Annotated in this window: 17 protein-coding genes; 15 read left to right on the forward strand and 2 right to left on the reverse strand. The window is 75.9% G+C overall.

Features of this window, described 5'->3' with window-relative positions; translation table 11 throughout:
- The first annotated feature begins 77 nt into the window (after window positions 1-77).
- From ACI79O_RS06740 to holA, 7 genes are read left to right on the forward strand one after another with little or no spacing between them, the layout of a single operon-like run.
- Complete coding sequence (locus ACI79O_RS06740; RefSeq protein ID WP_456913634.1) at window positions 78-893, forward strand: ComEA family DNA-binding protein; 816 nt, start codon at window positions 78-80, stop codon at window positions 891-893.
- A complete protein-coding gene (locus ACI79O_RS06745) occupies window positions 890-3217 on the forward strand; it encodes a ComEC/Rec2 family competence protein (protein ID WP_456913635.1) in 2328 nt (775 codons plus the stop codon). The genes ACI79O_RS06740 and ACI79O_RS06745 overlap by 4 nt, the downstream gene beginning before the upstream one ends.
- Before the next feature lie 58 nt (window positions 3218-3275).
- The gene (locus tag ACI79O_RS06750) at window positions 3276-4625 is read left to right on the forward strand and encodes an ABC transporter substrate-binding protein (protein ID WP_456913636.1); all 1350 of its coding nucleotides are present in this window, start codon (window positions 3276-3278) and stop codon (window positions 4623-4625) included.
- Between the two features lie 13 nt (window positions 4626-4638).
- Window positions 4639-5583, forward strand: coding sequence for a carbohydrate ABC transporter permease (locus ACI79O_RS06755; protein WP_456913637.1), 945 nt, complete (start codon window positions 4639-4641; stop codon window positions 5581-5583).
- Complete coding sequence (locus tag ACI79O_RS06760) at window positions 5580-6497, forward strand: carbohydrate ABC transporter permease (RefSeq protein WP_456913638.1); 918 nt, start codon at window positions 5580-5582, stop codon at window positions 6495-6497. Before ACI79O_RS06755 ends, ACI79O_RS06760 begins: the two co-directional genes overlap by 4 nt.
- Complete coding sequence (locus ACI79O_RS06765) at window positions 6494-8524, forward strand: beta-galactosidase (protein WP_456913639.1); 2031 nt, start codon at window positions 6494-6496, stop codon at window positions 8522-8524. The genes ACI79O_RS06760 and ACI79O_RS06765 overlap by 4 nt, the downstream gene beginning before the upstream one ends.
- 56 nt (window positions 8525-8580) lie before the next feature.
- Window positions 8581-9585 carry a DNA polymerase III subunit delta gene (gene holA, locus ACI79O_RS06770; protein WP_456889020.1) on the forward strand — a complete coding sequence of 335 codons (1005 nt, stop codon included), beginning with the start codon at window positions 8581-8583 and terminating at the stop codon, window positions 9583-9585.
- A gap of 67 nt (window positions 9586-9652) precedes the next feature.
- Here the strand turns inward: holA and rpsT are convergent, their stop codons facing one another.
- Window positions 9653-9913, reverse strand: coding sequence for a 30S ribosomal protein S20 (gene rpsT / locus ACI79O_RS06775; RefSeq protein ID WP_456889019.1), 261 nt, complete (start codon window positions 9911-9913; stop codon window positions 9653-9655).
- Between the two features lie 180 nt (window positions 9914-10093).
- Here rpsT and lepA point away from each other — a divergent pair, with 180 nt between their 5' ends.
- Both lepA and ACI79O_RS06785 read left to right on the forward strand, forming a co-directional pair.
- On the forward strand, window positions 10094-11923 hold the full coding sequence (gene lepA / locus ACI79O_RS06780) for a translation elongation factor 4 (protein WP_456913640.1): 1830 nt from the start codon (window positions 10094-10096) through the stop codon (window positions 11921-11923).
- Window positions 11920-12609, forward strand: a complete 690-nt coding sequence (locus tag ACI79O_RS06785) for an MOSC domain-containing protein (protein WP_456889015.1) — start codon at window positions 11920-11922, stop codon at window positions 12607-12609. Before lepA ends, ACI79O_RS06785 begins: the two co-directional genes overlap by 4 nt.
- Here ACI79O_RS06785 and ACI79O_RS06790 read toward each other — a convergent pair.
- Window positions 12588-12998: a hypothetical protein gene (locus tag ACI79O_RS06790; RefSeq protein ID WP_456889013.1), complete on the reverse strand. Its 411-nt coding sequence runs from the start codon at window positions 12996-12998 to the stop codon at window positions 12588-12590. The genes ACI79O_RS06785 and ACI79O_RS06790 overlap by 22 nt on opposite strands.
- A 112-nt stretch (window positions 12999-13110) precedes the next feature.
- Between ACI79O_RS06790 and ACI79O_RS06795 the strand changes: the two genes are divergently transcribed.
- The 6 genes from ACI79O_RS06795 to ACI79O_RS06820 all read left to right on the forward strand — a co-directional run bounded on the left by ACI79O_RS06795 (window position 13111) and on the right by ACI79O_RS06820 (window position 23347).
- Window positions 13111-13803: an LppX_LprAFG lipoprotein gene (locus tag ACI79O_RS06795; protein ID WP_456889012.1), complete on the forward strand. Its 693-nt coding sequence runs from the start codon at window positions 13111-13113 to the stop codon at window positions 13801-13803.
- A gap of 16 nt (window positions 13804-13819) precedes the next feature.
- Entirely contained in the window at window positions 13820-15502 is a 1683-nt protein-coding gene (locus tag ACI79O_RS06800; protein ID WP_456913641.1) for an MFS transporter, read from the forward strand.
- 52 nt (window positions 15503-15554) lie between these two features.
- On the forward strand, window positions 15555-19178 hold the full coding sequence (locus tag ACI79O_RS06805; protein WP_456913642.1) for a BTAD domain-containing putative transcriptional regulator: 3624 nt from the start codon (window positions 15555-15557) through the stop codon (window positions 19176-19178).
- Window positions 19175-20575 (forward strand): FAD-binding oxidoreductase, encoded by a 1401-nt coding sequence (locus ACI79O_RS06810; protein ID WP_456913643.1) that lies wholly within the window; start codon window positions 19175-19177, stop codon window positions 20573-20575. The genes ACI79O_RS06805 and ACI79O_RS06810 overlap by 4 nt, the downstream gene beginning before the upstream one ends.
- An 87-nt stretch (window positions 20576-20662) precedes the next feature.
- Window positions 20663-22078, forward strand: coding sequence for an FAD-binding oxidoreductase (locus ACI79O_RS06815; protein WP_456889008.1), 1416 nt, complete (start codon window positions 20663-20665; stop codon window positions 22076-22078).
- 156 nt (window positions 22079-22234) lie between these two features.
- Complete coding sequence (locus tag ACI79O_RS06820) at window positions 22235-23347, forward strand: ABC transporter ATP-binding protein (RefSeq protein ID WP_456913644.1); 1113 nt, start codon at window positions 22235-22237, stop codon at window positions 23345-23347.
- The last annotated feature ends 7 nt before the right edge of the window (window positions 23348-23354 follow it).

Below are 23354 nucleotides of genomic sequence, written 5' to 3' on the forward strand. Positions count from 1 at the left end.
TCCACAGGCGGGGAGGCCGTCCACAGGCGCCCGCCGGAGGGCCCGCGGCGGCCGACGTCGTCTCTAGCGTCCGCCGGGTGCGCCTGACCTCCCGCCGCGACGACGCCGACGTCATCCGCGCCCGGCTCCGGGTACTCCTCGACGAGGGCCGCCGGTCCGGCTGGCTGCCCGACGACCCCCGCGACGACGCCGACGACCACACGCCTGACGACCACGCCGACGGCGGGCCCGACGAGGCCGCGGACGAGGGACCGCACGACCCGGGACGGCACCGGGCGGCGGCGCGGGCGGTGCGCGTCGACCCGGGCCGGCGCGGCACCTGGGCGCTGTGGGCGGCCGGCCTCCTCGCCGCCCTGGCGGTGGCCGGCTGGACCTGGCTCGACCGGCCCAGCGTGCAGCCCGCGCCGCCGGCCGTGACCTCCGCCCCGGCGGCACCGGATGCGCCCGCGGTGGGGGAGCCCGCCGGGACGCAGGCGACCGTCGTCGTCTCGGTCGTCGGCCTGGTGGTGCGGCCCGGCCTGGTGACCCTGCCCGAGGGCGCCCGGGTGGCCGACGCGGTCGCCGCGGCCGGCGGGCTGCTGCCCGAGGCCGACCCCGCGTCGGTCAACCTGGCCGCGGTCGTGACCGACGGCCAGCAGATCGCCGTCGGCGTGCCCGGCGCCGCACCGGCGGCCGCGCCGGCCGGGATCGGACCCCCGGGCGGGCCGTTGGACCTCAACACCGCCACGGCCGCCGACCTCGACGCCCTGCCCGGCATCGGCCCGGTCCTGGCCGAGCGGATCGTCGACCACCGCGACCGGAACGGCCGCTTCACCAGCGTCGAGCAGCTCGACGACGTCCCCGGCATCGGTCCGACCATCTACGCCGAGCTGGCCGACCTGGTGCGGGTGTGACGGTCCCGCCACCGGTCCGCCGGACCTGGCTCGACCTGCGGCTAGTTCCCGTCGCCGTCGCCGTCTGGACCGTCACCCTCGGCGCGGTCCACGTCCCCCCGGCCGCATCGGCCGCCGTCGCGGCCGGGGCGGTGGTCGGCGCCGCCGTCGTGGCCCGCAGGCGGGACCGGGCCGGTGCGCTCGTCGTCCTCGCCGTGCTCGGCGCGGTGGCGACCGCGTCCGGGATCGCGGCCGTGCGGGGGGCCGCCCACGCCGCCTCCCCGCTGGCCGGGGTCGGCGCGGACGGCACGGTGGCCGTGGTCCTCGAGGTGGACGGGGACCCCCGGCGGGTCGGGAGCGCGGCCGCGCCGCGCCTGGCCCTCGACGCCACGGTCACCGCGTTCGACGACGGCCGCTCGACGGTCGACCTGACCGCGCCCGTCGTGGTCTTCGCGCCCGTGGACGGCTGGACCGACCTGCTGCCCGGTCAGCGGGTGCGGGCGCGGGTCGCCGTGCGCGCGGCGCCCGCCTCCGAGGGGATCGTGGCCCGGCTCTCGGCGCGTGGACCCCCGCACCCGGTCGGCGAGCCGCCGTGGGTGCAGCGCCTGGCCGGCGGGGTGCGCGACGGGCTCGCCGGCTCGGCGGCCCGCGTCCTGGACCCCTCCGCGGCCGGCCTGCTGCCCGGCCTGGTCGTCGGGGACACCCGCGCCATGGACCCGGTGCTCACCGAGGACTTCCGTCGCGCCGGGCTGTCCCACCTCACCGCGGTGTCCGGCGCCAACGTGGCGATCGTCCTCGCCGGGGTGCTCGCACCGCTGCGCCGCCGGGCCGTCGACCGCCGCGTGCAGGCGCTGGTCGCCCTCGTCGCGCTCGCCGGGTTCGTGGTGCTGGCCCGGCCGACCGCCAGTGTCGTCCGGGCGGCCGCCATGGGCGGCGTCGGCCTCCTGGCCCTGGCCTCCGGCCGCTCCCGGGTGGCGGTGCCCGCACTCGCGGCCGCGGTGACGGTCCTGCTGCTGCTCGACCCGCGGCTCGCGTGGGACGCCGGCTTCGCCCTGTCGGTGACCGCGACGGCGGCCATCGTGCTGCTCTCGCCCGGGTGGTCCCGCGCGCTGCAGCGGCGCAGGTGGCCCCTCGTGCTCGCCGACGCGGTGGCGGTGGCCGCGGCCGCCGGCCTGGCCACCGCGCCGCTGGTCGCCGGGCTGTCGGGCCTGGTCAGCCCCGTGTCGTTGCCGGCCAACCTGCTCGCGGCCCCGGCCGTGGCGCCGGCGACGGTATTCGGGTTGCTCGCCGCGCTCGTCGGCCCGGTCGCGCCGCCGGCCGGCGACGCCCTCGTCTGGGTGGCCGGCTGGCCGGTGCGGTGGCTGGTGGCCGTCGCCCGGACCGCCGCCGGCCTCCCCGACGCGGCCACCGGGTGGCCGGCCGGCACGCGAGGCGCGCTGCTGCTCACCGCGCTGCTCGTGGCCGCCGGGCTGGTGCTGTGGCGCTCGCGGCGGCTGCGCGCCCTGGCCCTCGCGGTCCTCCTCGGGCTGGTCCTGCTCGGCTGGCCGCTGCGCCAGGTGGCCGGCGGCTGGCCGCCGTCCGGCGCCGTGCTGGTCGCCTGCGACGTCGGCCAGGGGGACGCCCTCGTCGTGCCCACCGGCCCCGGGGAGGCCGTGCTCGTCGACGCCGGACCGGAGGTCGGCCCGGTCGACGCGTGCCTGCACCGGCTGGGGGTCGACACCCTCCCGCTCGTGTTGCTCTCCCACCTCGACGCCGACCACGCCGGGGGCCTGGCCGGCGCGCTGGCCGGGCGGGAGGTCGGGACGATCGCCACCGGCACGCTGTCCCCGGCCGACGACCGCGGGGCAGCGCTGGACGCGCAGGCCGCCCGCGCCGGGGCACGCCGGGAGGTGCTCGAGCCGGGCGACGTGCGGACGGTCGGCGGCGCACGGTTGGAGGTCCTCGCGCCGCCTCCCGAGATCGCCACGGCGGCCGCCGAGCCCAACGACCTGTCCCTGGTCGTCCGGGTCACCCACCGGGGCCTGCGGGTGCTGCTCACCGGGGACCTCGGCGCCTCCGCCGAGGCGCGGCTGCTCGACCGCGGGGTGGACCTCACCGCCGACGTCCTCAAGGTCCCCCACCACGGCAGCGCCGACGCCGACCCGGCGTTCCTGGCAGCGGTCGGCGCCCGGGTCGCGATCGTCTCGGTGGGGGCGCACAACACCTACGGCCACCCGGCGCCGCGTCTCGTATCGGCCCTGGCCAGGGCCGGAACGAGGGTGCACCGGACCGACCTCGAGGGGGATCTCGCCGTCGTCGGCAGCGCCGAGGAGTGGGGTGTCGCGAGCCACGGCCCGGCTCCTTGACTCCGCCTCGGCGCAACAGTCACCCTCTGCCGGACCCCCCAATGACGAGGAGTTCTCTGTGAAGCACCAGCGCCGCCTGATGGTGGCCGCCATGACCCTTCCCATGCTCGCCCTGGCAGCCTGCGGCGGCGGGGACGACGACACGGCCGCGGGCGGCGGCGGAGGCGGTGGCTCCACCGACTGTGCCGCGTCCGACGGCGAGGTCACGCTCAACTTCGTGACGTGGGTGCCCGGCATGGACGAGGTCGTGGCCATGTGGAACGAGGAGAACCCCGACGTCCAGGTCGAGGTGGAGACCACCCCGGCCGGCAACGCCGGCACCTACAGCAACCTGTTCAACGGCCTGGAGGCCGGGACGGCGCCGGACCTCAGCCAGATCGAGTACGACTCGCTGTCGAGTTTCCGGCTCCAGGACGGGCTGCAGGACATCAGCGCCTGCGAGGGCGTCGAGGACGCCTCCGGCGACTTCGTCGACTGGACGTGGTCGCAGGTGCAGCTGGGTGACGAGGGCGTCTACGCGATCCCGCAGGACACCGGCCCGATGGCGCTCTTCTACCGCGAGGACCTCTTCCAGCAGGCCGGCATCACCGAGCCGCCGGCCACCTGGGAGGAGTACTACCAGGCCGCGCAGCAGCTCAAGCAGGCCACCGGCGCCTACATCACCCACTTCCCGCAGGGCGACGCGAACTGGTTCACCGGCCTGCTGTGGCAGCGCGGCGCGAGCCTGTTCGAGCTCGACGGCGACCAGGTCCAGGTCAACGTCGACAGCCCGGAGGCGCAGGAGGTGGCGGACTACTGGCAGCGGATGATCGACGAGGACCTCGTCGCCACCAACCTGCAGGGCTTCTCGCCCGATCTCTACGCCGCGTGGAACTCCGGCCAGGTGGCCAGCTGGCCGTCCGCGGCCTGGGGCTACTCGACCATCCGGGACAACGCGGCCAACACCGCCGGGCTGTGGCGGGTCGCCCCCATGCCGCAGTGGAGCGAGGGCGACCAGGCCGCGGGCAACTGGGGTGGGTCGACCACCGCCGTCCTCTCCGGTACGGAGCACCCTGCCGAGGCGGCGCGCTTCGCGCTGTGGCTGAACACCGACCCCGAGGCGCTGGCCATGGCCAACGAGCTCGGTGGCCTCTTCCCCGCGGCCAACGCCGGCTCGGAGCTGCCCGCCCTGCAGGAGGGGGTCGACTTCTACGGCGGCCAGGAGATCTTCTCGATCTTCACCGAGGCGTCGGGTCAGGTCGACACCGACTTCACCTGGGGCCCGACCATGACCGACACCTACACGGCCATGAGCGACGGCTTCACCGCCGCCCTCAACGGCCAGGGCACGCTCTCGGACGCGCTGACCGATGCCCAGGCCGCGTCGGTGGAGTCGCTGGAGAGCCAGGGCGTCCAGGTCGCGGACTGACCTCGCACCGGTCATGACCGTCGTCGCCCCGCCGACCAGCCCCTCCTCCCCTGCCGCCGCACCGCGGCGGCAGGGGAGGACGGCGGTCCGGTCCCGGGCCTGGATCTGGTTCACCCTGCCGTTCCTGGTCCCGTTCGTCCTCTTCTACCTGCTGCCCATCGGCTACGCGATCGGTCAGAGCCTGACCAAGACCGAGCGCACCGGCGGGATCTTCGGCGAGACGACCACCACCTTCGCCGGGCTGGAGCAGTACTCCCGGGTGGTCACCGACCCGGCCTTCCTCGAGGGGGTCGGGCGGGTCCTGCTGTTCGGCGTCGTGCAGGTGCCGATCATGCTCGGGTTCGCCCTGTTGCTCGCCCTGCTGCTGGACTCGGCGGTGGCCCGTCTCAAGCGCACCTTCCGGATCGCCTTCTTCCTGCCCTACGGCATCCCCGGGGTCATCGCGGCGCTGATGTGGGCGTTCCTCTACAGCCCGCAGCTGAGCCCGATCGTGGGTCTGCTGGAGGACGTCGGGGTCGAGGTCGACTTCCTCGGCTCGGGCAGCATCCTGTGGTCGATCGCCAACGTCGTGACCTGGACCTACACCGGGTACAACATGCTGATCATCTTCGCGGCGATGCAGGCGATCCCGCAGTCGGTCTACGAGGCCGCCAAGGTCGACGGCGCCGGCGGCATCCGCACCGCCTGGTCGATCAAGATCCCGCTCGTGCTGCCCGCGCTCGTCCTCACCGGGGTGTTCTCGATCATCGGCACGCTGCAGCTGTTCACCGAGCCGGTCGTGTTCCGGCTGATCTCGACCAACGTGACGTCGAGCTACACCCCGAACCTGCTCGCCTACACGGCGGCGAGTGCCAACAACTACCCGCTGGCCGCCGCCATGTCGGTGGTCCTGGCCCTTGCGACCTTCATCCTCTCCTTCGCGTTCCTGCGGGCGACCTCGAGGCGGTCGGGACTGTGAGCACCGCGGCGCCCGTCCAGGGCGGGAAGCAGAGCACCAGCCCGCCGCGGTCGCGGCTGGCGCGCAGGGGGGCCACCCAGGAGTCCCCGGTCTCGGTGACCGCGGCGATGCTCGTCCTGGTCGCCGCGGCCGTGTACTTCCTGCTGCCGGTCTACTGGCTGGTCGTCAACTCGACCAAGTCCCAGCCGGACCTGATCAACAGCAACGGCTTCTGGTTCGCCGACTGGAACCTCGGGGCCAACCTGGCGGCGCTCTTCGCCCGCGAGGACGGCATCTTCCTGCGCTGGGCGCTCAACAGCCTCCTCTACGCGGGGCTCGGCGCCGCGGTGGGCACGCTGCTGGCAGCCATGGCCGGCTACGCCATGGCCAAGTACGAGTTCCGCGGCCGGGAGCTGCTGTTCTCCATCGTCCTCGGCGGGGTCCTGGTGCCGGCGACCGCGCTGGCCCTGCCGCTGTTCCTTCTCTTCGCGCGGGTGGAGCTCACCAACACCTTCTGGGCGGTGTTCCTGCCGAGCATCGTCAGCCCGTTCGGGGTGTACCTGTCGCGCATCTTCGCGGCCGCCTCGGTCCCCGACGAGCTGATCGACGCCGCCCGGCTCGACGGTGCGAGCGAGTGGCGGATCTTCTCCACCATCGCCGTCCGGCTGATGAGCCCGGCGCTGGTGACGATCTTCCTCTTCCAGTTCGTCGTCATCTGGAACAACTTCCTGCTGCCCCTGATCATGCTGCGCAACAACGACCTCTGGCCGATCACCTTCGGCCTGTACTCCTGGCAGTCCCAGGTGTCGCGCGACCCGCAGCTGCAGATCCTCACCGTCGTCGGCTCGCTGGTCTCGGTGATCCCGCTGATCATCACCTTCCTGGTCCTGCAGCGGTACTGGCGGGCCGGGCTGTCGGCGGGGTCGGACAGGTGAGCCGCTGGCCCACCGACTCCATCTCCTTCGGCGGGGACTACAACCCCGAGCAGTGGCCGCGCGAAGTGTGGGCCGAGGACGTCGCCCTCATGCGGGAGGCCGGCGTCGACCTGGTCACCGTCGGGGTGTTCAGCTGGGCCCTCCTCGAGCCCGAGCCGGGGCGCTTCGAGACCGGCTGGCTCGACGAGGTCGTGGACCTGCTGCACGAGGGCGGCATCCGGGTCGACCTGGCCACCGCGACGGCGTCCGCGCCGCCGTGGCTGGCCCGGCTGCACCCGGAGGTGTTGCCCGTCGCCGAGGACGGCACCCGCTTCGCCATCGGCGGGCGACAGACCTGGTGCCCGTCCTCGCCGGTGTTCCGGCAGCGCTCCCTGGCGCTGGTCGAGCACCTGGCCCGGCACTACGCCGAGCACCCCGCGCTGGCCATGTGGCACGTCAACAACGAACTCGGCTGCCACAACGTGCACTGCTACTGCGACGTGTCGGCCGAGGCGTTCCGCAGGTGGCTGCAGCGCCGCTACGGCACCGGCACCGACGGGCTGGCGGCGCTCAACGAGGCCTGGGGCACCGCGTTCTGGAGCCAGCGCTACGGCGACTGGGCCGAGGTCGGCGTGCCGCGGCGGACGACGGCCACCGGCAACCCCACGCAGCGGCTGGACTACCTGCGCTTCTCCTCCGACGAGCTGCTCGACCAGTACCTCGCCGAGGCCGAGGTGCTGCGCCGGATCACCCCGGACGTCCCTGTCACGACCAACTTCATGGTCACCAGCCACCAGTGGGCCATGGACTACGGCGTCTGGGCGCCCACCCAGGACGTGGTCTCCAACGACCACTACCTCGACCACCGGCTGCCCGACCCGCACGCCGAGATGTCCTTCTGCGCCGACCTCACCCGCGGCCTGGCCGGGGGCGGGCGCTGGCTGCTGATGGAGCACTCGACCTCCGCGGTCAACTGGCAGCCGGTCAACGTCGCCAAGCGGCCCGGAGAGGCGGTCCGCGACAGCCTCGTGCACGTCGCCCGCGGCGCCGAGGGCATCTGCTTCTTCCAGTGGCGGGCCAGCCGGGCCGGCGCGGAGAAGCACCACTCGGGCCTGCTGCCGCACGCCGGCACCGAGTCGCGCACCTGGCGGGAGGTCACGGAGCTCGGCCGGGCGCTGCGCAGCCTCGACGAGGTCCGCGGCACGCGGGTGCAGGCCGACGTGGCACAGGTGTTCGACCACCAGGCCTGGTGGGCGAACGACGCCCCCTCCCGGCCCACCGAGCTGCTGCGCTACCTCGACGCCGGCCGCGCGGTGCACCGTGTGCTGCGCGCGGCCGGGGTCACCAGCGATGTCGTCCCCGTGGCAGCCGACGACCTGGCCGAGCGGCTGGCCGCCCACCGCGTCGTCGTCGTCCCGACCCTGCACCTGTGCACCGACGCCACCGCCGAGGCGATCGCCGCCGCGGGCGCCGCGGGAGCCCACGTCGTCGTCACGTGCTCGTCGGGCGTCGTCGACGAGCACGAGCACGTCCGCCTCGGCGGCTACCCGGGCGCCTTCCGCGACCTGCTCGGGGTGCGGATGACCGAGGTGCTGCCCCTGCTGCCCGGTGAGGTGCTCGAGCTCGAGCACGGCTGGCGGGGGACGGTCTGGTCCGAGGAGGGCACGGTCGGCGACGACGTCGAGGTCGTCGCCCGGGTGCTCGCCGGGCCGGTGCCCGGCCAGCCCGCGGTCACCCGTCGCCCGCTGCCCGGCGGGGGCGTCGCCTGGTACGTCGCCACCCAGCTCGACGACGCCTCCTGGGACGCGTTGCTGCGCCGGGTGCTCGAGGAGGCCGACGTGGGGCCGGTCGCGGCCGTGCCGCCGGGCGTGGAGGTGGTCCGCCGGGTGTCCGACGACGGCGCGCGCTCCTACCTGTTCTGCCTCGACCACACCGGCCGGGAGCAGCGCGTCCCGGCCCGCGGGACCGAGCTGCTCACCGGCCGGGAGGTCGACGGCGAGGTGGTCGTGCCGGCGCGGGGAGCCGCCGTGGTCCGCGAGGACGCCTGACCCGCCACCCGGCGGAGGACCGCGGGGCTGTCGGCGGCGCGTGACACCATGCCGGGGTGACCGCCGCACCGCCCCCGCCGACCTCCCGCCTGCGGGCCGTCGTCGGCGAGGAGGAGCTGCTGCGCTCGCGCGCGGTGGCCGCGGTGCGGGCCGCCGTCCTCGAGCGGCACCCGCAGGCGGAGCTGCACGAGCTGACCGCCCTCGGCCTCCCGGTCGGGCAGCTGGCCGACGTGCTGGCCCCCTCGCTGTTCGGCGAGCACCGCCTCGTCGTCGTCAGCGGGGTGCACGAGGCGGCGAGCGCGCTGGTCGACGCGCTGACCGGCTACTGCAAGGACCCCGACCCCGACCTCACGCTCGTGGTCGTGCACCACGGCGGCAAGCGCAACGAGGCATTGCTCAAGGCCCTGAGCGCCGCCGGCGCGGCCGTCGACGAGTGCGCCAAGATCTCCTCACCCGGCGACCGGGCGGCGTTCGTGCGCAACGAGGTGCGCGGAGCCGGCGGGCGGATCACCCCGGACGCGGTCACCGCGCTGGTCGACGCCGTCGGTGGCGACCTGCGGGCCCTCTCCTCGGCGGCCACGCAGCTGGTCGCCGACGTCGGCGGCGCCATCGACGCCGACGCGGTCGCCCGCTTCCACCGCGGTCAGGCCGAGGTCAGCGGCTTCACCGTCGCGGAGCGGGTGCTGGTGGGGGACCGGCAGGGGTCCATCGAGACGCTGCGCTGGGCGCTGGAGCGCGGCGTCGCACACGTGCTCGTCGCCGACGCGATCGCCGACGGCATCCGCACCGCGGCCCGGGTCACCTCGCTGAACACGTCGAACACCGGCGAGCTCGCGCGGGCGCTCAAGCTGCCGCCGTGGAAGGTGAAGAAGGCGCAGTCCCAGGCGCGGGGCTGGAGCATCGAGGGCCTCCAGCAGGCGATCGGCGTGGCCGCCGAGCTCAACGCCGACGTCAAGGGCGTGGCGGCCAGCGCCGACTACGCGCTCGAGCGCGCGATCCGCCGCATCGTGGACATCCGCGCCACCACCGGCCGCGACCCCCGCGCCCGCGCCCGGTACTGAGCCGGAGAAGCGACGGGCCCCCGTCCTCCGGCGAGGAGGACGGGGGCCCGGGAGCGCGGGACGCAGCTCAGAGGCTGGTCAGCTGCTTGGCCATGCCCGACTTGCGGTTGGCGGCCTGGTTCTTGTGAATGATGCCCTTGCTGGCGGCCTTGTCGAGGGCCTTGCTGGCCCGCTGCAGGGCGGTGGTCGCGGCGTCGGTGTCGCCGGCGGCAGCGGCCTCGCGGAAGCGGCGGACGGCCGTCTTCAGGGCGGACTTGACGGCGACGTTGCGCTGCCGCGCCTTCTCGTTCGTCTTGTTCCGCTTGATCTGGGACTTGATGTTCGCCACGCGTGAGCCTCGGTGTCTCGCAGGAAGGGTGCAGGTCTGTCGGTACGTCCGGACGGCAGGCGTCAGCGGACCGGCCTGCCAGGTTACCAGCGTCCCGGGGGCCGTCCCACCCCGGCCGCGGGTGTGCCCCGGCACGGTGCTCCGCACCGTCGCGCCCGGCCGTGGGACGATGGCGGCACTGTGACGACTCCCGCTGCCACCGATCCCGCCCGGATCCGGAACTTCTGCATCATCGCCCACATCGACCACGGCAAGTCGACGCTGGCCGACCGGATGCTCGAGGTCACCGGGATCATCGAGGCACGGCAGATGCGCGCCCAGTACCTCGACCGCATGGACATCGAGCGCGAGCGGGGCATCACCATCAAGGCGCAGAACGTGCGCCTGCCCTGGACGGTCGGCGGCGACGAGTACGTCCTCGACATGATTGACACCCCGGGCCACGTCGACTTCACCTACGAGGTGTCCCGGTCGCTGGCCGCCTGCGAGGGCGCGGTGCTGCTGGTCGACGCCGCGCAGGGCATCGAGGCGCAGACCCTGGCCAACCTCTACCTGGCCCTGGAGAACGACCTCACGATCATCCCGGTCCTCAACAAGATCGACCTGCCGGCCGCCCAGCCGGAGAAGTACGCCGCCGAGATCGCGCACATCATCGGCTGCGACCCCGACGACGTCCTGCGGGTCAGCGGCAAGACCGGCGAGGGCGTGCCCGAGCTGCTCGACGCGATCGTCGCCCAGATCCCGCCGCCCGAGGGCGACGCCGACGCCCCGGCCCGGGCGATGATCTTCGACAGCGTCTACGACATCTACCGCGGCGTCATCACCTACGTCCGGGTGGTCGACGGGCGGATCGCCAGCCGCGAGCGGATCAAGATGATGTCGACCGGCGCCACCCACGAGCTGCTCGAGATCGGCGTCATCTCACCGGAACCCAAGCCGGTCGACGGTCTCGGCGTCGGGGAGGTCGGCTACTTCATCACCGGGGTGAAGGACGTCCGCCAGTCCCGCGTCGGCGACACCGTCACGCTGCAGCACCGCCCGGCCGCCGAGCCGATCGGCGGGTACAGCGACCCCCGGCCGATGGTCTACTCCGGCCTCTACCCGATCGACGGCAGCGAGTACCCGCTGCTGCGCGAGGCGCTGGACAAGCTGCTGCTCAACGACGCCGCGCTGACCTACGAGCCGGAGACCTCCGCGGCGCTGGGCTTCGGCTTCCGCGTCGGGTTCCTCGGCCTGCTGCACCTGGAGATCGTCCGCGAGCGCCTCGAGCGCGAGGCCGGCATCAGCCTGATCTCCACCGCGCCCAACGTCGTCTACCGCGTGGTCATGGAGGACGGCACCGAGCACACGGTGACCAACCCCAGCGACTGGCCCGAGGGCAAGATCGACACGGTCTTCGAGCCGGTCGTCAACGCCACGATCATCGCGCCCAGCGACTACACCGGCACCATCATGGAGCTCTGCCAGAGCCGGCGCGGCCAGCTCGGCGGCATGGACTACCTCAGCGAGTCCCGCGTCGAACTGCGCTACACGCTGCCCCTCGGCGAGATCATCTTCGACTTCTTCGACGCGCTGAAGTCGCGCACCCGCGGCTACGCGTCGCTGGACTACGCCGAGGCCGGTGAGCAGGAGTCGGCGCTGGTCAAGGTGGACATCCTGCTGCAGGGCGAGGCCGTCGACGCGTTCAGCGCGATCGTGCACAAGGACAAGGCGTACAGCTACGGCGTGATGATGGCCGGCAAGCTGCGCGAGCTCATCCCGCGGCAGCAGTTCGAGGTGCCGATCCAGGCCGCCGTCGGCTCGCGGGTGATCGCCCGCGAGACCGTGCGCGCCATCCGCAAGGACGTCCTGGCCAAGTGCTACGGCGGTGACATCACCCGCAAGCGCAAGCTGCTGGAGAAGCAGAAGGAGGGCAAGAAGCGGATGAAGATGGTCGGCCGGGTCGAGGTCCCCCAGGAGGCCTTCGTCGCCGCGCTGTCCACCAGCGAGCCCTCCTCCGCCAGGAAGTGACCGCGCGGCTGCTGGCCGTCTGCGTGTCCGGCCCCGATCTGCTGCCCCTGCCCGGGCGCCGGCCCGACCGCAGCGGCATCGACAAGCGGCCGGTCGGCGGGCGGGTCGCGGTCGGGGCGCTCGGCCTCGCCGGCGACGTCCAGGCCAACCGCAAGCACCACGGCGGCGAGGGGCAGGCGGTCTACGCCTTCGCCCAGGAGGACGCCGACGGCTGGGCCGCCGAGCTCGACCGCGACCTGCCGCCGGGCCGGTTCGGGGAGAACCTGCGGACGGCGGGGATCGACCTCACCGCCGCCGAGATCGGCGAGCGCTGGCGGGTGGGGACGGCGCTGGTCGAGGTGACCGCGCCGCGGACCCCGTGCGCCACCTTCGCCCGGTTCTGGGACGTCCCAGACCTGGTCAAGCGGTTCACCGCGCGCGGCGCCACCGGTGCCTACCTGCGGGTGCTGGAGACCGGCGACCTCGGGGCGGGCGACGAGGTCACCGTCGTCGAGCGCCCCGGTCACGGCGTCACCACCGGCCTGGCGTTCCGCGCGCTGACCACCCAGCCGTACCGGATCGCCCAGCTCGAGCCGGCGTTGGCCGCCTTCCCGGTGAAGGCGCAGGCCAAGCTCGCCGGACGCATCGCCCGCGCCCGCGCCCGCGCGGAGAGCGCACCCGGCGCTCAGTGCAGCCAGGGCGCGTAGGACAGCCCCACCACGAGTCCCTCGGCGCTCTGCAGCCGGGCCACGGTCTGCCCCCACGGCTCCGTGCGCGCCCCGTGCAGCAGCTCGACGCCCCGGCCCTCCAGCTCGGCCGCGCCGGCGGCCACCGCGTCGGTGCCGGCGAGCTCGAACTCGACGCTCGCCTGCGGCACCGGCCGCCCGGCCGGCCAGTCCGGGGTGCCGAAGCAGGCCTGCGCGGCCTCGCGCAGCGGCCAGACGCCGAAGTGCCTGCTGCCCTCGATGCGCTCGCTGGCGAAGTAGTCGCCGTCCAGCCGCTCCAGGGGCAGGCCGAGGGCGTCGACGTAGAGCGAGCGGCTCCCCACCGGGTCCGGGGCGATCACGCTGACGCTGGCGATGAACAGGATCTCCATGCGCACACCCTGCCCCCGGCCGCCGACAGGACCGGACGCTCCCGCTGGCGCGGCTCCCGGCGCGCTACCGTGCCCGCGCCGGGCCCGCCGGCACGGACGGGGAGGGACGTCGATGCCGCTGCTGCGCACCGCCGCACTGGCCGCCGGGCTGGTGGTCGCGCTGGCCGGCTGCGGGGGAGGGGAGCCCGAGGAGTCCGCCGGCGAGCTGCTGACCCGGGCGAAGACGACGCTCGACGAGACCAGCAGCCTGCACTTCGTGCTCACCAGCGAGGGCGCCCCGACCACCGGCACCGCGCTCACCGGCGGGGAGGGCGACGTGCTGCGCCCGGCGTCGTTCGAGGGCACCCTGCAGGTCCTCGCGGCGGGGGCGTCGCTCGACCTCGCCGTCGTCTCGGTCGACGGCACCGTCTACGCGCAGCTGCCCTTCACCAGCGGGTTCAGCGTCGTCGACCCCGCGCAGTTCGGCTTCGGCGACCCCGGCGCGCTGCTCGACCCCGACACCGGCATCTCGCAGCTGCTGGCCGAGGCCGACGCCGCCGAGCTGGGGGAGGAGCGGCGGGTCGACGGCGAGGTGGTGCGCGAGGTGACCGCCCAGCTGCCCGGGGACCTGGTCGAGCAGGTGCTCACCAGCGCCGACCCCGCCCAGCCGGTGGACGCCCGCTTCTCGGTGGCCACCGACAGCGGCCAGCTGCGCCGCGCCGAGCTCACCGGCCCCTTCTACGCCGCCGACCAGGACGCCACCTTCACCATCGAGCTCTCCGACTTCGGCGCCGATGTCGAGATCACCGCACCACCTGCCGGCTGACCCGGCGACCCGCACCGTGCCGGGGCTGCCGCTGGTCGCCCTGGCGACGATGGCGGTGCTGGTCACCGCGGCCGACACCTACGTCGTCGTCCTGGCCCTGCCCGACATCCTCACCGGGGTCGGCGTCGGCATCGACGAGCTGCAGCGGGCGACGCCGATCATCGGCGGCTTCCTGCTCGGCTACACCGCCACGCTGCCGCTGCTGGGCCGGCTGGCCGACCTGCGCGGGCGGGTGCCGGTGCTGGCCGGCTGCCTGCTGCTGTTCGCCCTCGGCTCGCTGCTGACCGCGACGGCGGCCGGACTGGGCCCCGCCGTCGCCGGCCGCGGCCTGCAGGGGGTGGGCGCCGGCGGGCTGGTGCCGGCCACGCTGGCGCTGGTGGCCGACCGCTGGCCGCCCGAGCGCCGCGCGGTGCCGCTGGGCGTCGTCGGCGCGGTGCAGGAGGCCGGCGCGGTGCTCGGGCCGCTGGCCGGCGCCGCGGTGCTCGCCGTCGCCGACTGGCGCGCGGTGTTCTGGCTGAACCTGCTGCTCGGGCTGGCCCTCGCCGCCGGGGTGGTCGTCACCGGCGGGCGGCGGCCGGACCCGCTGGGGCTCCTGCTGCTCGCGGTCACCGGCGTCGCGGCGGGCCTGCAGCTGGCCGAGCCGCCCGCGCTGGCCGAGGACGTCACGCTCGGCCTGGCCTGGGTGCCGCTGCTCGACGGCGTCCCGCCCGCGACGCCGCTGGTGCTCGCCGCCGTCGTCGCGGGGGCCGCGCTGGTCGCCCGCAGCCTCACCGCTCCCGGCGGCGCGGTGCTGCCGCTGCGCGGGGTGCCGCGGCTGCTGCGCGAGGTCGACGTCACCGGCTCGCTGCTCGTGGTGGTCGCGCTCGGGGCGCTGGTGTGGGCCTTCGCCGCGGCCGACCCGGCCACCGAGGTCGTCGCGCACGGCCCGGTGCTGCTGCCGGTCGCCGCGGCGGCCGCGGTCGCGTTCTGGCTGCACGAGCGGCGCACGCCCGACCCGGTGCTGCCGCTGGCCGAGCTGCGCCCGGCCGGGGCGTGGGGCGCCCTGCTGGTCAACCTGCTCGTCGGCGTCGCGCTGGTGGCCGCGCTGGTCGACGTCCCGCTGTTCGCCCGGGCGACGACGACCCCCGGCGACCAGCTCGGCGCGGCGCTGGTGCTGCTGCGGCTGCTCGTCGCCGTCCCGGTCGGTGCGGTGGCCGGCGGGTGGCTGTGCCGCCGGGTGGCTCCCCGGCTGGTCGCGGCCGCCGGCACGGCGCTGGCCGGGCTGGCGCTGTGGGCGATGACCGGCTGGGGCGAGACCTCGCTGGACGAGTGGCCCTCCACCGTCGTGCTGCTCGCCGCGGGCCTGGGCTTCGGCCTGGCGATCGCGCCGGTCAACGCGGTGCTCCTGGCGGTGACCGGCGCGGCGGTGCACGGCAGCGCCAGCGCGCTCGCCGTCGTCGCCCGCACCGTCGGCATGCTCGTCGGGCTCTCGCTGCTGACCGCCGTCGCGCTGCGCCGGTTCACCGCCGAGGTCGAGGCCATCGGCTCGCCGCTGACACTGTGCCCGGTGACCCCGGCCGACTGCCCGGTGTACGAGGCGGCCACCGACGCCGCCGTGCTCACCCAGCTGCACACCGTGTTCGCCGGCGCCGCGGTGGCGGCCGGGCTGGCCGCGGTGGCGGCGCTGGTGCTGCTGCGGGAGGACCGCGCCGCGCGCTGACCGATACCCCCGGGTCGGCGTCTGCTCTACCGTGCGCGGGGGAGGGACGCCGGTGGACGACACGCAGCAGCTGCGGATCGGCCTGCTGGGCCCGGTGACCGCCTCGTCCGCCGGGGTCCCCCTCGACCTGGGCGGTCCCCGCCAGCGCGCCGTCCTGGTGGTCCTCGTCCTGGCCCGCGGCGAGGTGGTGCCGGTCGGCAGCCTGGTGCAGGCGGTCTGGGGCGACGACCCGCCGGAGGACGACGTCGGCGCGCTGCAGGCCTACGTCTCGCACCTGCGCCGCCGGCTGCAGCCCGGCAGCGCCGCCCGGACCCGCTCGGCGGTCATCGTCCGCGAGGGCCGCGGCTACGCCGTCCGCCTGCCGCCCGACGCGGTCGACGCGTGGCGCTTCGAGGCGCTGGTGCAGCAGGCCGGCGCCACGGAGGACCCGGTGGCCGCGGTCGCGCTGCTGGACCAGGCGCTGGCGCTGTGGCGCGGGCCGGCGCTGGCCGAGTACGCCGACGAGCCGTGGGCGGAGGCCGCGACCGGCCGGCTGGCGGAGCTGCGCGCCGTGGCCCGGGAGCGGCGGGCCGACGCCCGGCTGCGCTGCGGCGAGGCCGCGCTGCTCGTCCCCGACCTCGAGGCGATGGTCGCCGAGGAGCCGCTGCGCGAGGAGCGCTGGCGGCTGCTGGCGCTGGCGCTGTACCGCGCCCACCGGCAGGCCGACGCGCTGGCCGCCCTCCGCCGGGCCCGGACCGCGCTCGCCGAGGAGCTCGGCGTCGACCCCGGCCCGGCCCTGCGCGAGCTCGAGCAGCAGGTGCTTGCCCAGGCGCCCGCCCTGCACGGCCCGCCGGGGCCGGCCGGCCGCCGGCCGGCCCCGCCCGCCGCGCACGCCTCCGTGCCCGGCTCCGGGGCCGGCGCCGGCGACGAGCTGCTCGACCGCGACCGCGAGGTCGCCGCCGTGCACGCCGCCCTGGACGACCTCACCGCCGGGGAGCACGGCGTGCTGCTGGTCGAGGGGCCGGCCGGCATCGGCAAGTCGCGGCTGCTGGCCGAGACCCGCCGGCTGGCGGCGGAGCGGTCGGTGCGGGTCCTCGCCGCCCGCGGCAGCCAGCTGGAGCGGTCCTTCGGGTTCGGCATCGCCCGGCAGCTGTTCGAGCCCCTGCTCGCCGGCGAGCGGGGCGAGGCGTTGCTGTCGGGCGCGGCGGCCAGCGCCCGCGGGGTCTTCGACCTGGCGCCCGCCGAACCCGCCGACGGCTCCTTCGCCGCCCTGCACGGGCTGTACTGGCTGGTGGTCGACCTGACCGCCGAGGGACCCCTCGTCCTCGCCGTCGACGACCTGCAGTGGTCCGACGGCGCCTCGCTGCGCTTCCTCGCCTACCTCGTCCGCCGGCTCGAGTCCCTGCCCGTGCTGGTGGTGGCCACGGTCCGCACGGGGGAGGCCGACGACGACGAGGCGCTGGTCGGCGAGCTGGCCCTCGACCCGGCCGCCGTCGTCCTCCGGCCGGCGCCGCTGTCGCTGCCGGCCACCGAGCGCATGGTCGGCCGCCGGCTCGGCGAGCCGGTCTCCCCGCTGTTCGCCCAGGCGTGCCACCGGACGACCTCGGGGATCCCCCTGCTGCTGCGCCAGCTGCTGCGCGGGCTGGAGGCCGACCGGGTCCGGCCGGACGCCGCGCACGCCGACACCGTCGTCGCCGTCGGCTCGCGGGCGGTGTCGAGCATGGTGCTGGTGCGGCTGAGGCGGATGCCGCCGGAGGTGGCCGACGTCGCCCGCGCCGCCGCGGTGCTCGGCGACGGCGCCTCGCTGCCGGCCGTCGCCGCGCTGGCCGGCTGTGGCGAGGCCACGGCGGCGGCCGCGCTCGCCGCGCTGGCCCGCGCCGAGGTGGTGCGCGACGAGCAGCCGGTCGCCTTCGTCCACCCGCTGGTCCGCGAGGCGATCCACCGCGACCTGCCGGCGGCCGAGCGGGCGCTGCACCACGAGCGGGCCGCCGCGCTGCTGCGGGCGGCCGGCGCCAGCGACGAGCAGGTCGCCGCCCACCTGCTGCTCGCCCCGCGGCGCCACGACGACGCCACCGTGGCGGTGCTGCAGCGGGCCGCGCGGACGGCCGCCGAGCGCGGCGCCTCCGACAGCGCCGTCACCCACCTGCGGCGGGCGCTGGACGAGCCGCCCTCCGACGCCCGGCGCCGCGACGTGCTCACCGACCTCGGCCTGCTCGAGGCGCTGCTCGACGGCGCGGCCGGCGTGGGGCACCTGCTGGAGGCCCACGCGCTGCACGAGGACCCCCGGGCGCGCGCCGACATCGCCACCGCGGTGGCCCGCACCCTCGTCTTCGCCGGCGAGCGGGGGGTGGCCACCGCGTTCGCCCGGGAGGCGGCGAGCGTGCTCCCCGACGAGCTCGCCGACCACCGCCAGGCGCTGCAGGCCATCGAGATGACCAGCGGCTACATGCACGCCCTCGACCCGGCGGTCTGGCGGCGGGACGTGCCCGACCCCAGCGGCGAGGGGCACGGCGCGCAGATGCTCGCGGCGGCGCTGGCCTACGACGTCACCATCCAGGGCACCGACCGCGCCCGCGCGGTGCGGCTGGCCCGCGCCGCCCTCGCCGGTGACCGGCTGTGGGAGGTCGACAGCGGCCTGTTCTGGGTGGTGGCCGCGATCATCCGGATGCTGGCCGACGACGACGTCGGCGACTTCTGGGACCGCGCCCGCGCCCACGCGCACGCCCGGGGATCGCTGTTCGCCGCCATGTCCACCAACATCTGGCAGGGGTTCTGGCATGGCCGGCGGGGCGAGTTCGACGAGGCGGAGTCCTGCCTCACCGAGGCGCTCGAGCAGGTCGCCATGTGGGGCGGCGCGGCGGTGGGCGCGCCCTTCGCCGCTGCCTTCCGCATCGGCGTCCGGCTGGACCGGGGCGACGTCGCCGGAGCCCGCGCCGCCGCGGACGCGGCCGCGGCGGTCCCGGCCGCCGGCGACGGCGACCGGCTGCTGCGGCTGGCCGGAGCCCGGCTGCTCGTGGCCGAGGGCCGCTGCGCCGACGCGCTGGACGCACTGGCCGCGATCCCCGCGCCGATCCCCATCCCCAACCCGGTGTGGAACCCGTGGCGCGGGATCACCGCCGCCGCGCTGGCCGGCCTCGGCCGCACCGGCGAGGCGGCCGACCTCCTCGAGACCGAGGCCGACCTCCTCCGCCGGTGGGGCGCGCCGAGCGCCCTGGGCCCGGCGCTGGTCCGGCTCGGCCGCCTCCGCGGGGACAACGGGGTCGACCTCCTCCGCGAGGGCGTCGCGCTGCTGGAGGGCACCACCGCGGCCGTGGAGCTGGCCCGCGCCCGCTGCGCCCTGGGCGGCGTCGCGCGGCTGCCCGACCGGGAGGCGGTCCCGTTGCTGCGCGACGCGCTGCGGGCCGCGCGCGAGCACGGCGCCGCGGCGCTGGCCGAGGAGGCGTGCGCGGCGCTGCGGGCCCGCGGCTGCACCGACGACCCGGCCCGGGACGCCGTCCGCCGGCCCTCGCCGACCGAGCGCCGGATCCTGCAGCTGGCCGGGGACGGGTACGGGACCCGCGAGGTGGCGCAGCGGCTGTTCCTGACCCCGGGCACCGTGCGCGCCGTGCTCGAGTCGGCGGCCACCGACGGCGGTCTCAGGTTCTCCTCAAGTGCCGACCGGCAGCGTGTGGGGACACCGACGGGAGGACCGCCGTGACCCAGCACCAGGTGACGACGACCCCGCGCTCCCGCGCGGACCTGTTCCGCGGCCTGTGCGGCGGCGCCGTCCACCTGCCGGGCGACCCCTCCTACGACCTGGCCCGCGCCGCGTGGAACGTGCAGGTCGACGACCGGCCGGCCGCCGTGGTCTACCCGGCCTTCCCCGACGAGGTCGCCGACGTGCTGCGCGCCGCGGCGGCCGCCGGCCTGTCGGTGGCCCCGCAGGGCACCGGGCACGGGGCGCCGCCGCTGGAGGGCCGGCTCGCCGACGCCGTGCTGCTGCGCACCTCGGCCATGCGCGAGCTCGACGTCGACCCCGTCCGGCGGACCGCCCGGGCCGGCGCGGGCGTGCTGTGGGGCGACCTGACCGAGGTGGCCGGCCGGTACGGGCTGGCCGCGCGGCACCCGTCGTCGCCGGACGTCGGCGTCGTCGGGTACTCCCTGGGCGGTGGCATCGGCTGGTACGCCCGCCGGCTGGGCCTGCAGTGCAACGCGGTGACCGCGGCGGAGCTCGTGCTGGCCGACGGCAGCGCCGTCCGGGCCACCGCCGACCGGGAGGCGGACCTGTTCTGGGCGCTGCGCGGCGGCGCCGCGCCGCTCGGGGTGGTCACCGCCCTGGAGTTCGACCTGTTCCCGCTCGACACCGTCGTGGCCGGCTTCCTCGCGTGGGACGCGGCCGCCGTCGAGGAGGTCCTGCCCGGCTGGGTGGCCTGGTGCGCGACCGCGCCGGAGGAGGCCACCACGGCGTTCCGGCTGCTCGAGGTGCCGACCGGCCCCGAGATCCCGGCCGAGCTGCGCGGGCGCCGGCTGGCCATGGTCGACGGCGCGGTGCTCGGTGACGACGCCACCGCCGCGGACGTGCTCGCCCCGCTGCGCGCGCTCCGCCCGGAGATCGACACGGTCACCCGCGTCCCGGCGTCCTCTCTGGTGCGGCTGCACCTCGACCCCGAGGGGCCCACGCCGGCGTACGCGAGCAGCATGCTGGTCTCCGACCTGCCCGACGCGGCGGTCGCGGCCGTCGTCGACGCCGCGGGGCCGCGGTCGGGGAACCGGCTGGCCGCCGCCGAGCTGCGCCAGCTCGGCGGCGCGCTCGGCCGGCCCGCGTCCGACGGCGGGGCGCTGTCGCTGCTGGAGGGCCGGTTCCTCGCCCTGGGCCTCGGCCTGGGACAGGGGCCCGACGACGGCGCCGCGCACTGGGCGCAGCAGCGGGCCGACGCCGCGCGGTTCCTGTCCGCTCTCGAGCCCTGGGCGACCGGCCGGCACTACCTGCCGATGCTCGACGAGCGCACCGACACCCGGAAGGTGTTCCCGCCCGGGGTGCACGCGCGGCTGTCGGCCGTCCGCCGGGCGGTCGACCCCGGCGCGCTCTTCGTCGCGGCGCACCCCGCCGCTTGAGACCGGGTCTCAGGGCCGTCCCAACTCCGCCTCAGGCGCCCGGCGCCACGGTTCCTCCCGTCAGCGACACCCGACCTGGAGGACCCCGTGACCAGCATCCTCGACGCCCCCGTCGACACCATCGTCGACGTCGACCCGGACGTCTGCCTCGACGCGCTGCGCGACCGGCTGACCGGCTCGGTCCACGCGGCCGGCGAGCCCGGCTACGACGCGCTCGTCTCCCCGTGGAACCTCGCCGTCCCGATGCGGCCGGCCGCCGTGGTCGACGCCCGCACCGCGGAGGACGTCGCGGCCGCGGTCCGCTTCGCCGGCGAGCACGGCCTGACCGCGGGCGTGCAGGCCACCGGCCACGGCGCCGAGAGCTCGCTGGCCGGCCACCTGCTGGTCGTCACCCGCGGCCTCGACGAGTGCACCGTCCACCCCGAGGGCTGGGCCCGGGTGGGCGCCGGCGTGAAGTGGGCGCGGCTGGTCGAGGCCGCGGCGCCGCACGGCCTGGCCGGGCTCAACGGCTCGACCACCGACGTCGGCATCGTCGGCTACACCACCGGCGGCGGCGTCGGCCCGCTGGCCCGGACGTTCGGCCTGGCCGCCGACCGGGTGCGCGCCTTCGACGTCGTCACCGGCGACGGCGTGTCCCGCCGGGTGACCCCGACCGAGCACCCCGACCTGTTCGCCGCGCTGCGGGGCGGGAAGGGCGCCGCGGGCATCGTCACCGCCGTCGAGTTCGACCTGGTCCACCTGCCGACCTTCTACGGCGGCGCGGTGTACTTCGACGGCCCGGACATCCCGGCGGTGGTCGACCGGTGGCGGGACTGGGCGGACGCGCTGCCCGAGCAGGGGACGACGTCGTTCGTGGTCTTCCAGCTGCCCGAGGCGCCGGAGGTCCCGCCGCCGCTGGCCGGGAGGATGACGCTCGGCGTCCGGCTGGCCTGGACCGGCGACCCGGCCGAGGGGGAGCGGCTGCTCGACGAGATCCGCGCCGTCGCGCCCGTGCTCCTCGACGACGCCATGCTGCGGCCCTATCCCGAGATCGACCACGTGCACGCCGACCCGGTCGACCCGATGCCGGTCACCGACCCGGCGATCCTGCTGCACGACTTCCCGGCCGCGGCGGCCGAGCGGCTGCTCGCGGTGGCCGGCCCCGGCTCGGGCTCGGTGCAGGCCATGGTGGAGGTCCGGCACCTGGGCGGCGCGTACGCCCGCCCGCCGCGGTACCCGGACGCCTTCGCGCACCGGTCGGCGCGCTTCAGCGTGCTGACCGTCGGCGTGGCGCCCGACCCGGTGGCCGAGGCGACCACGCTGGCGCACGCGGCGGAGGTCTTCGCCGCGCTGGCCGACTGGGACACCGGCGGGGTGTGGCCGAACTTCGGCATCCCACACGACGCGACGTCGGCCCGGCGGTGCTACGACCCGGCGACCCTGGCCCGGCTGCGCGACGTCGTCGCCACCTACGACCCGCAGGGCGTCCTGCAGGCCGGCCACTACACGCGGGCGGGAGCCTGACCCCCGACCGCCCGGGAGCCCGGGGGGCGACGGCCTCCGGGCTCCCGCCGTGCCGGCCGCCGGTCACGGATCGGCGGCAGGTCGGACCCGCCTGTGGTGCCGGGAAGCGACGCGTGTCACAGTTCGCCGGATCCCCCGGCGCAGGAAGGAACTCTCATGGCCGCCATCACCTACGACCACGCGACGCTGACCTATCCCGGTGCCACCGCACCGTCGGTGAGCGGGCTGGACCTGGACGTCGCCGACGGGGAGTTCCTGGTCCTGGTCGGCCCCTCGGGCAGTGGCAAGTCCACCGCGCTGCGGATGCTGGCCGGGCTGGAGGAGGTGACCGAGGGGGCGATCCGGATCGGCGACCGCGATGTCACCCATCTGCCGCCCAAGGAACGCGACATCGCGATGGTGTTCCAGAACTACGCGCTGTATCCGCACATGACGGTGGCCGACAACATGGGCTTCGCGCTCAAGATCGCCGGGATGAAGAAGGACCAGATCCGCGAGCGGGTCACCGAGGCGGCCAAGGTGCTCGACCTGACCCCGTATCTGGACCGCAAGCCCAAGGCGCTCTCGGGTGGGCAGCGGCAGCGGGTGGCGATGGGCCGGGCGATCGTGCGCCAGCCGCAGGCGTTCCTGATGGACGAGCCGCTGTCCAACCTGGATGCCAAGCTGCGGGTGCAGACGCGGACGGAGATCGCGGCGTTGCAGCGGCGGCTGGGCATCACCACCGTCTACGTCACCCACGACCAGGTCGAGGCGATGACCATGGGCGACCGGGTGGCGGTGCTCAAGGACGGGCTGCTGCAGCAGGTCGACACCCCGCGCAACCTGTACGACAAGCCGGTCAACGAGTTCGTCGCCGGGTTCATCGGCTCGCCGGCGATGAACCTGGTGACGGTGCAGCTGGCCGAGGGCGGGGCGGTGCTGGGCGGGCACACCGTGCCGCTGCCGCGGACCGCGGTGGGTGCGCTGGCCGCCGAGGGCGCGGCGACGGCCACGCTGGGCTTCCGGCCCGAATCGGTGGAGCTGGTCGGCGCCGGGGAGGGGGTGCCGGTGGAGGTGGCGGTGGTCGAGGAGCTGGGCAGTGATGCCTACGCCTACGGCACGCTGCACGCCGCCGACACCGCCGGCGCGAGTGACAAGCTGCTGACCCTGCGGGTGGACGCGCGCAAGCCGCCGGCCAAGGGCGAGGTGGTGCACGTGGCCATCCGCCCCGGCGAGGCGCACGTGTTCTCCCCGGAGTCGGGCAAGCGCGTCTCCCAGGACGAGCGCTAGCACCGAC

It is taken from the genome of Geodermatophilus sp. SYSU D00696 (assembly GCF_054050235.1).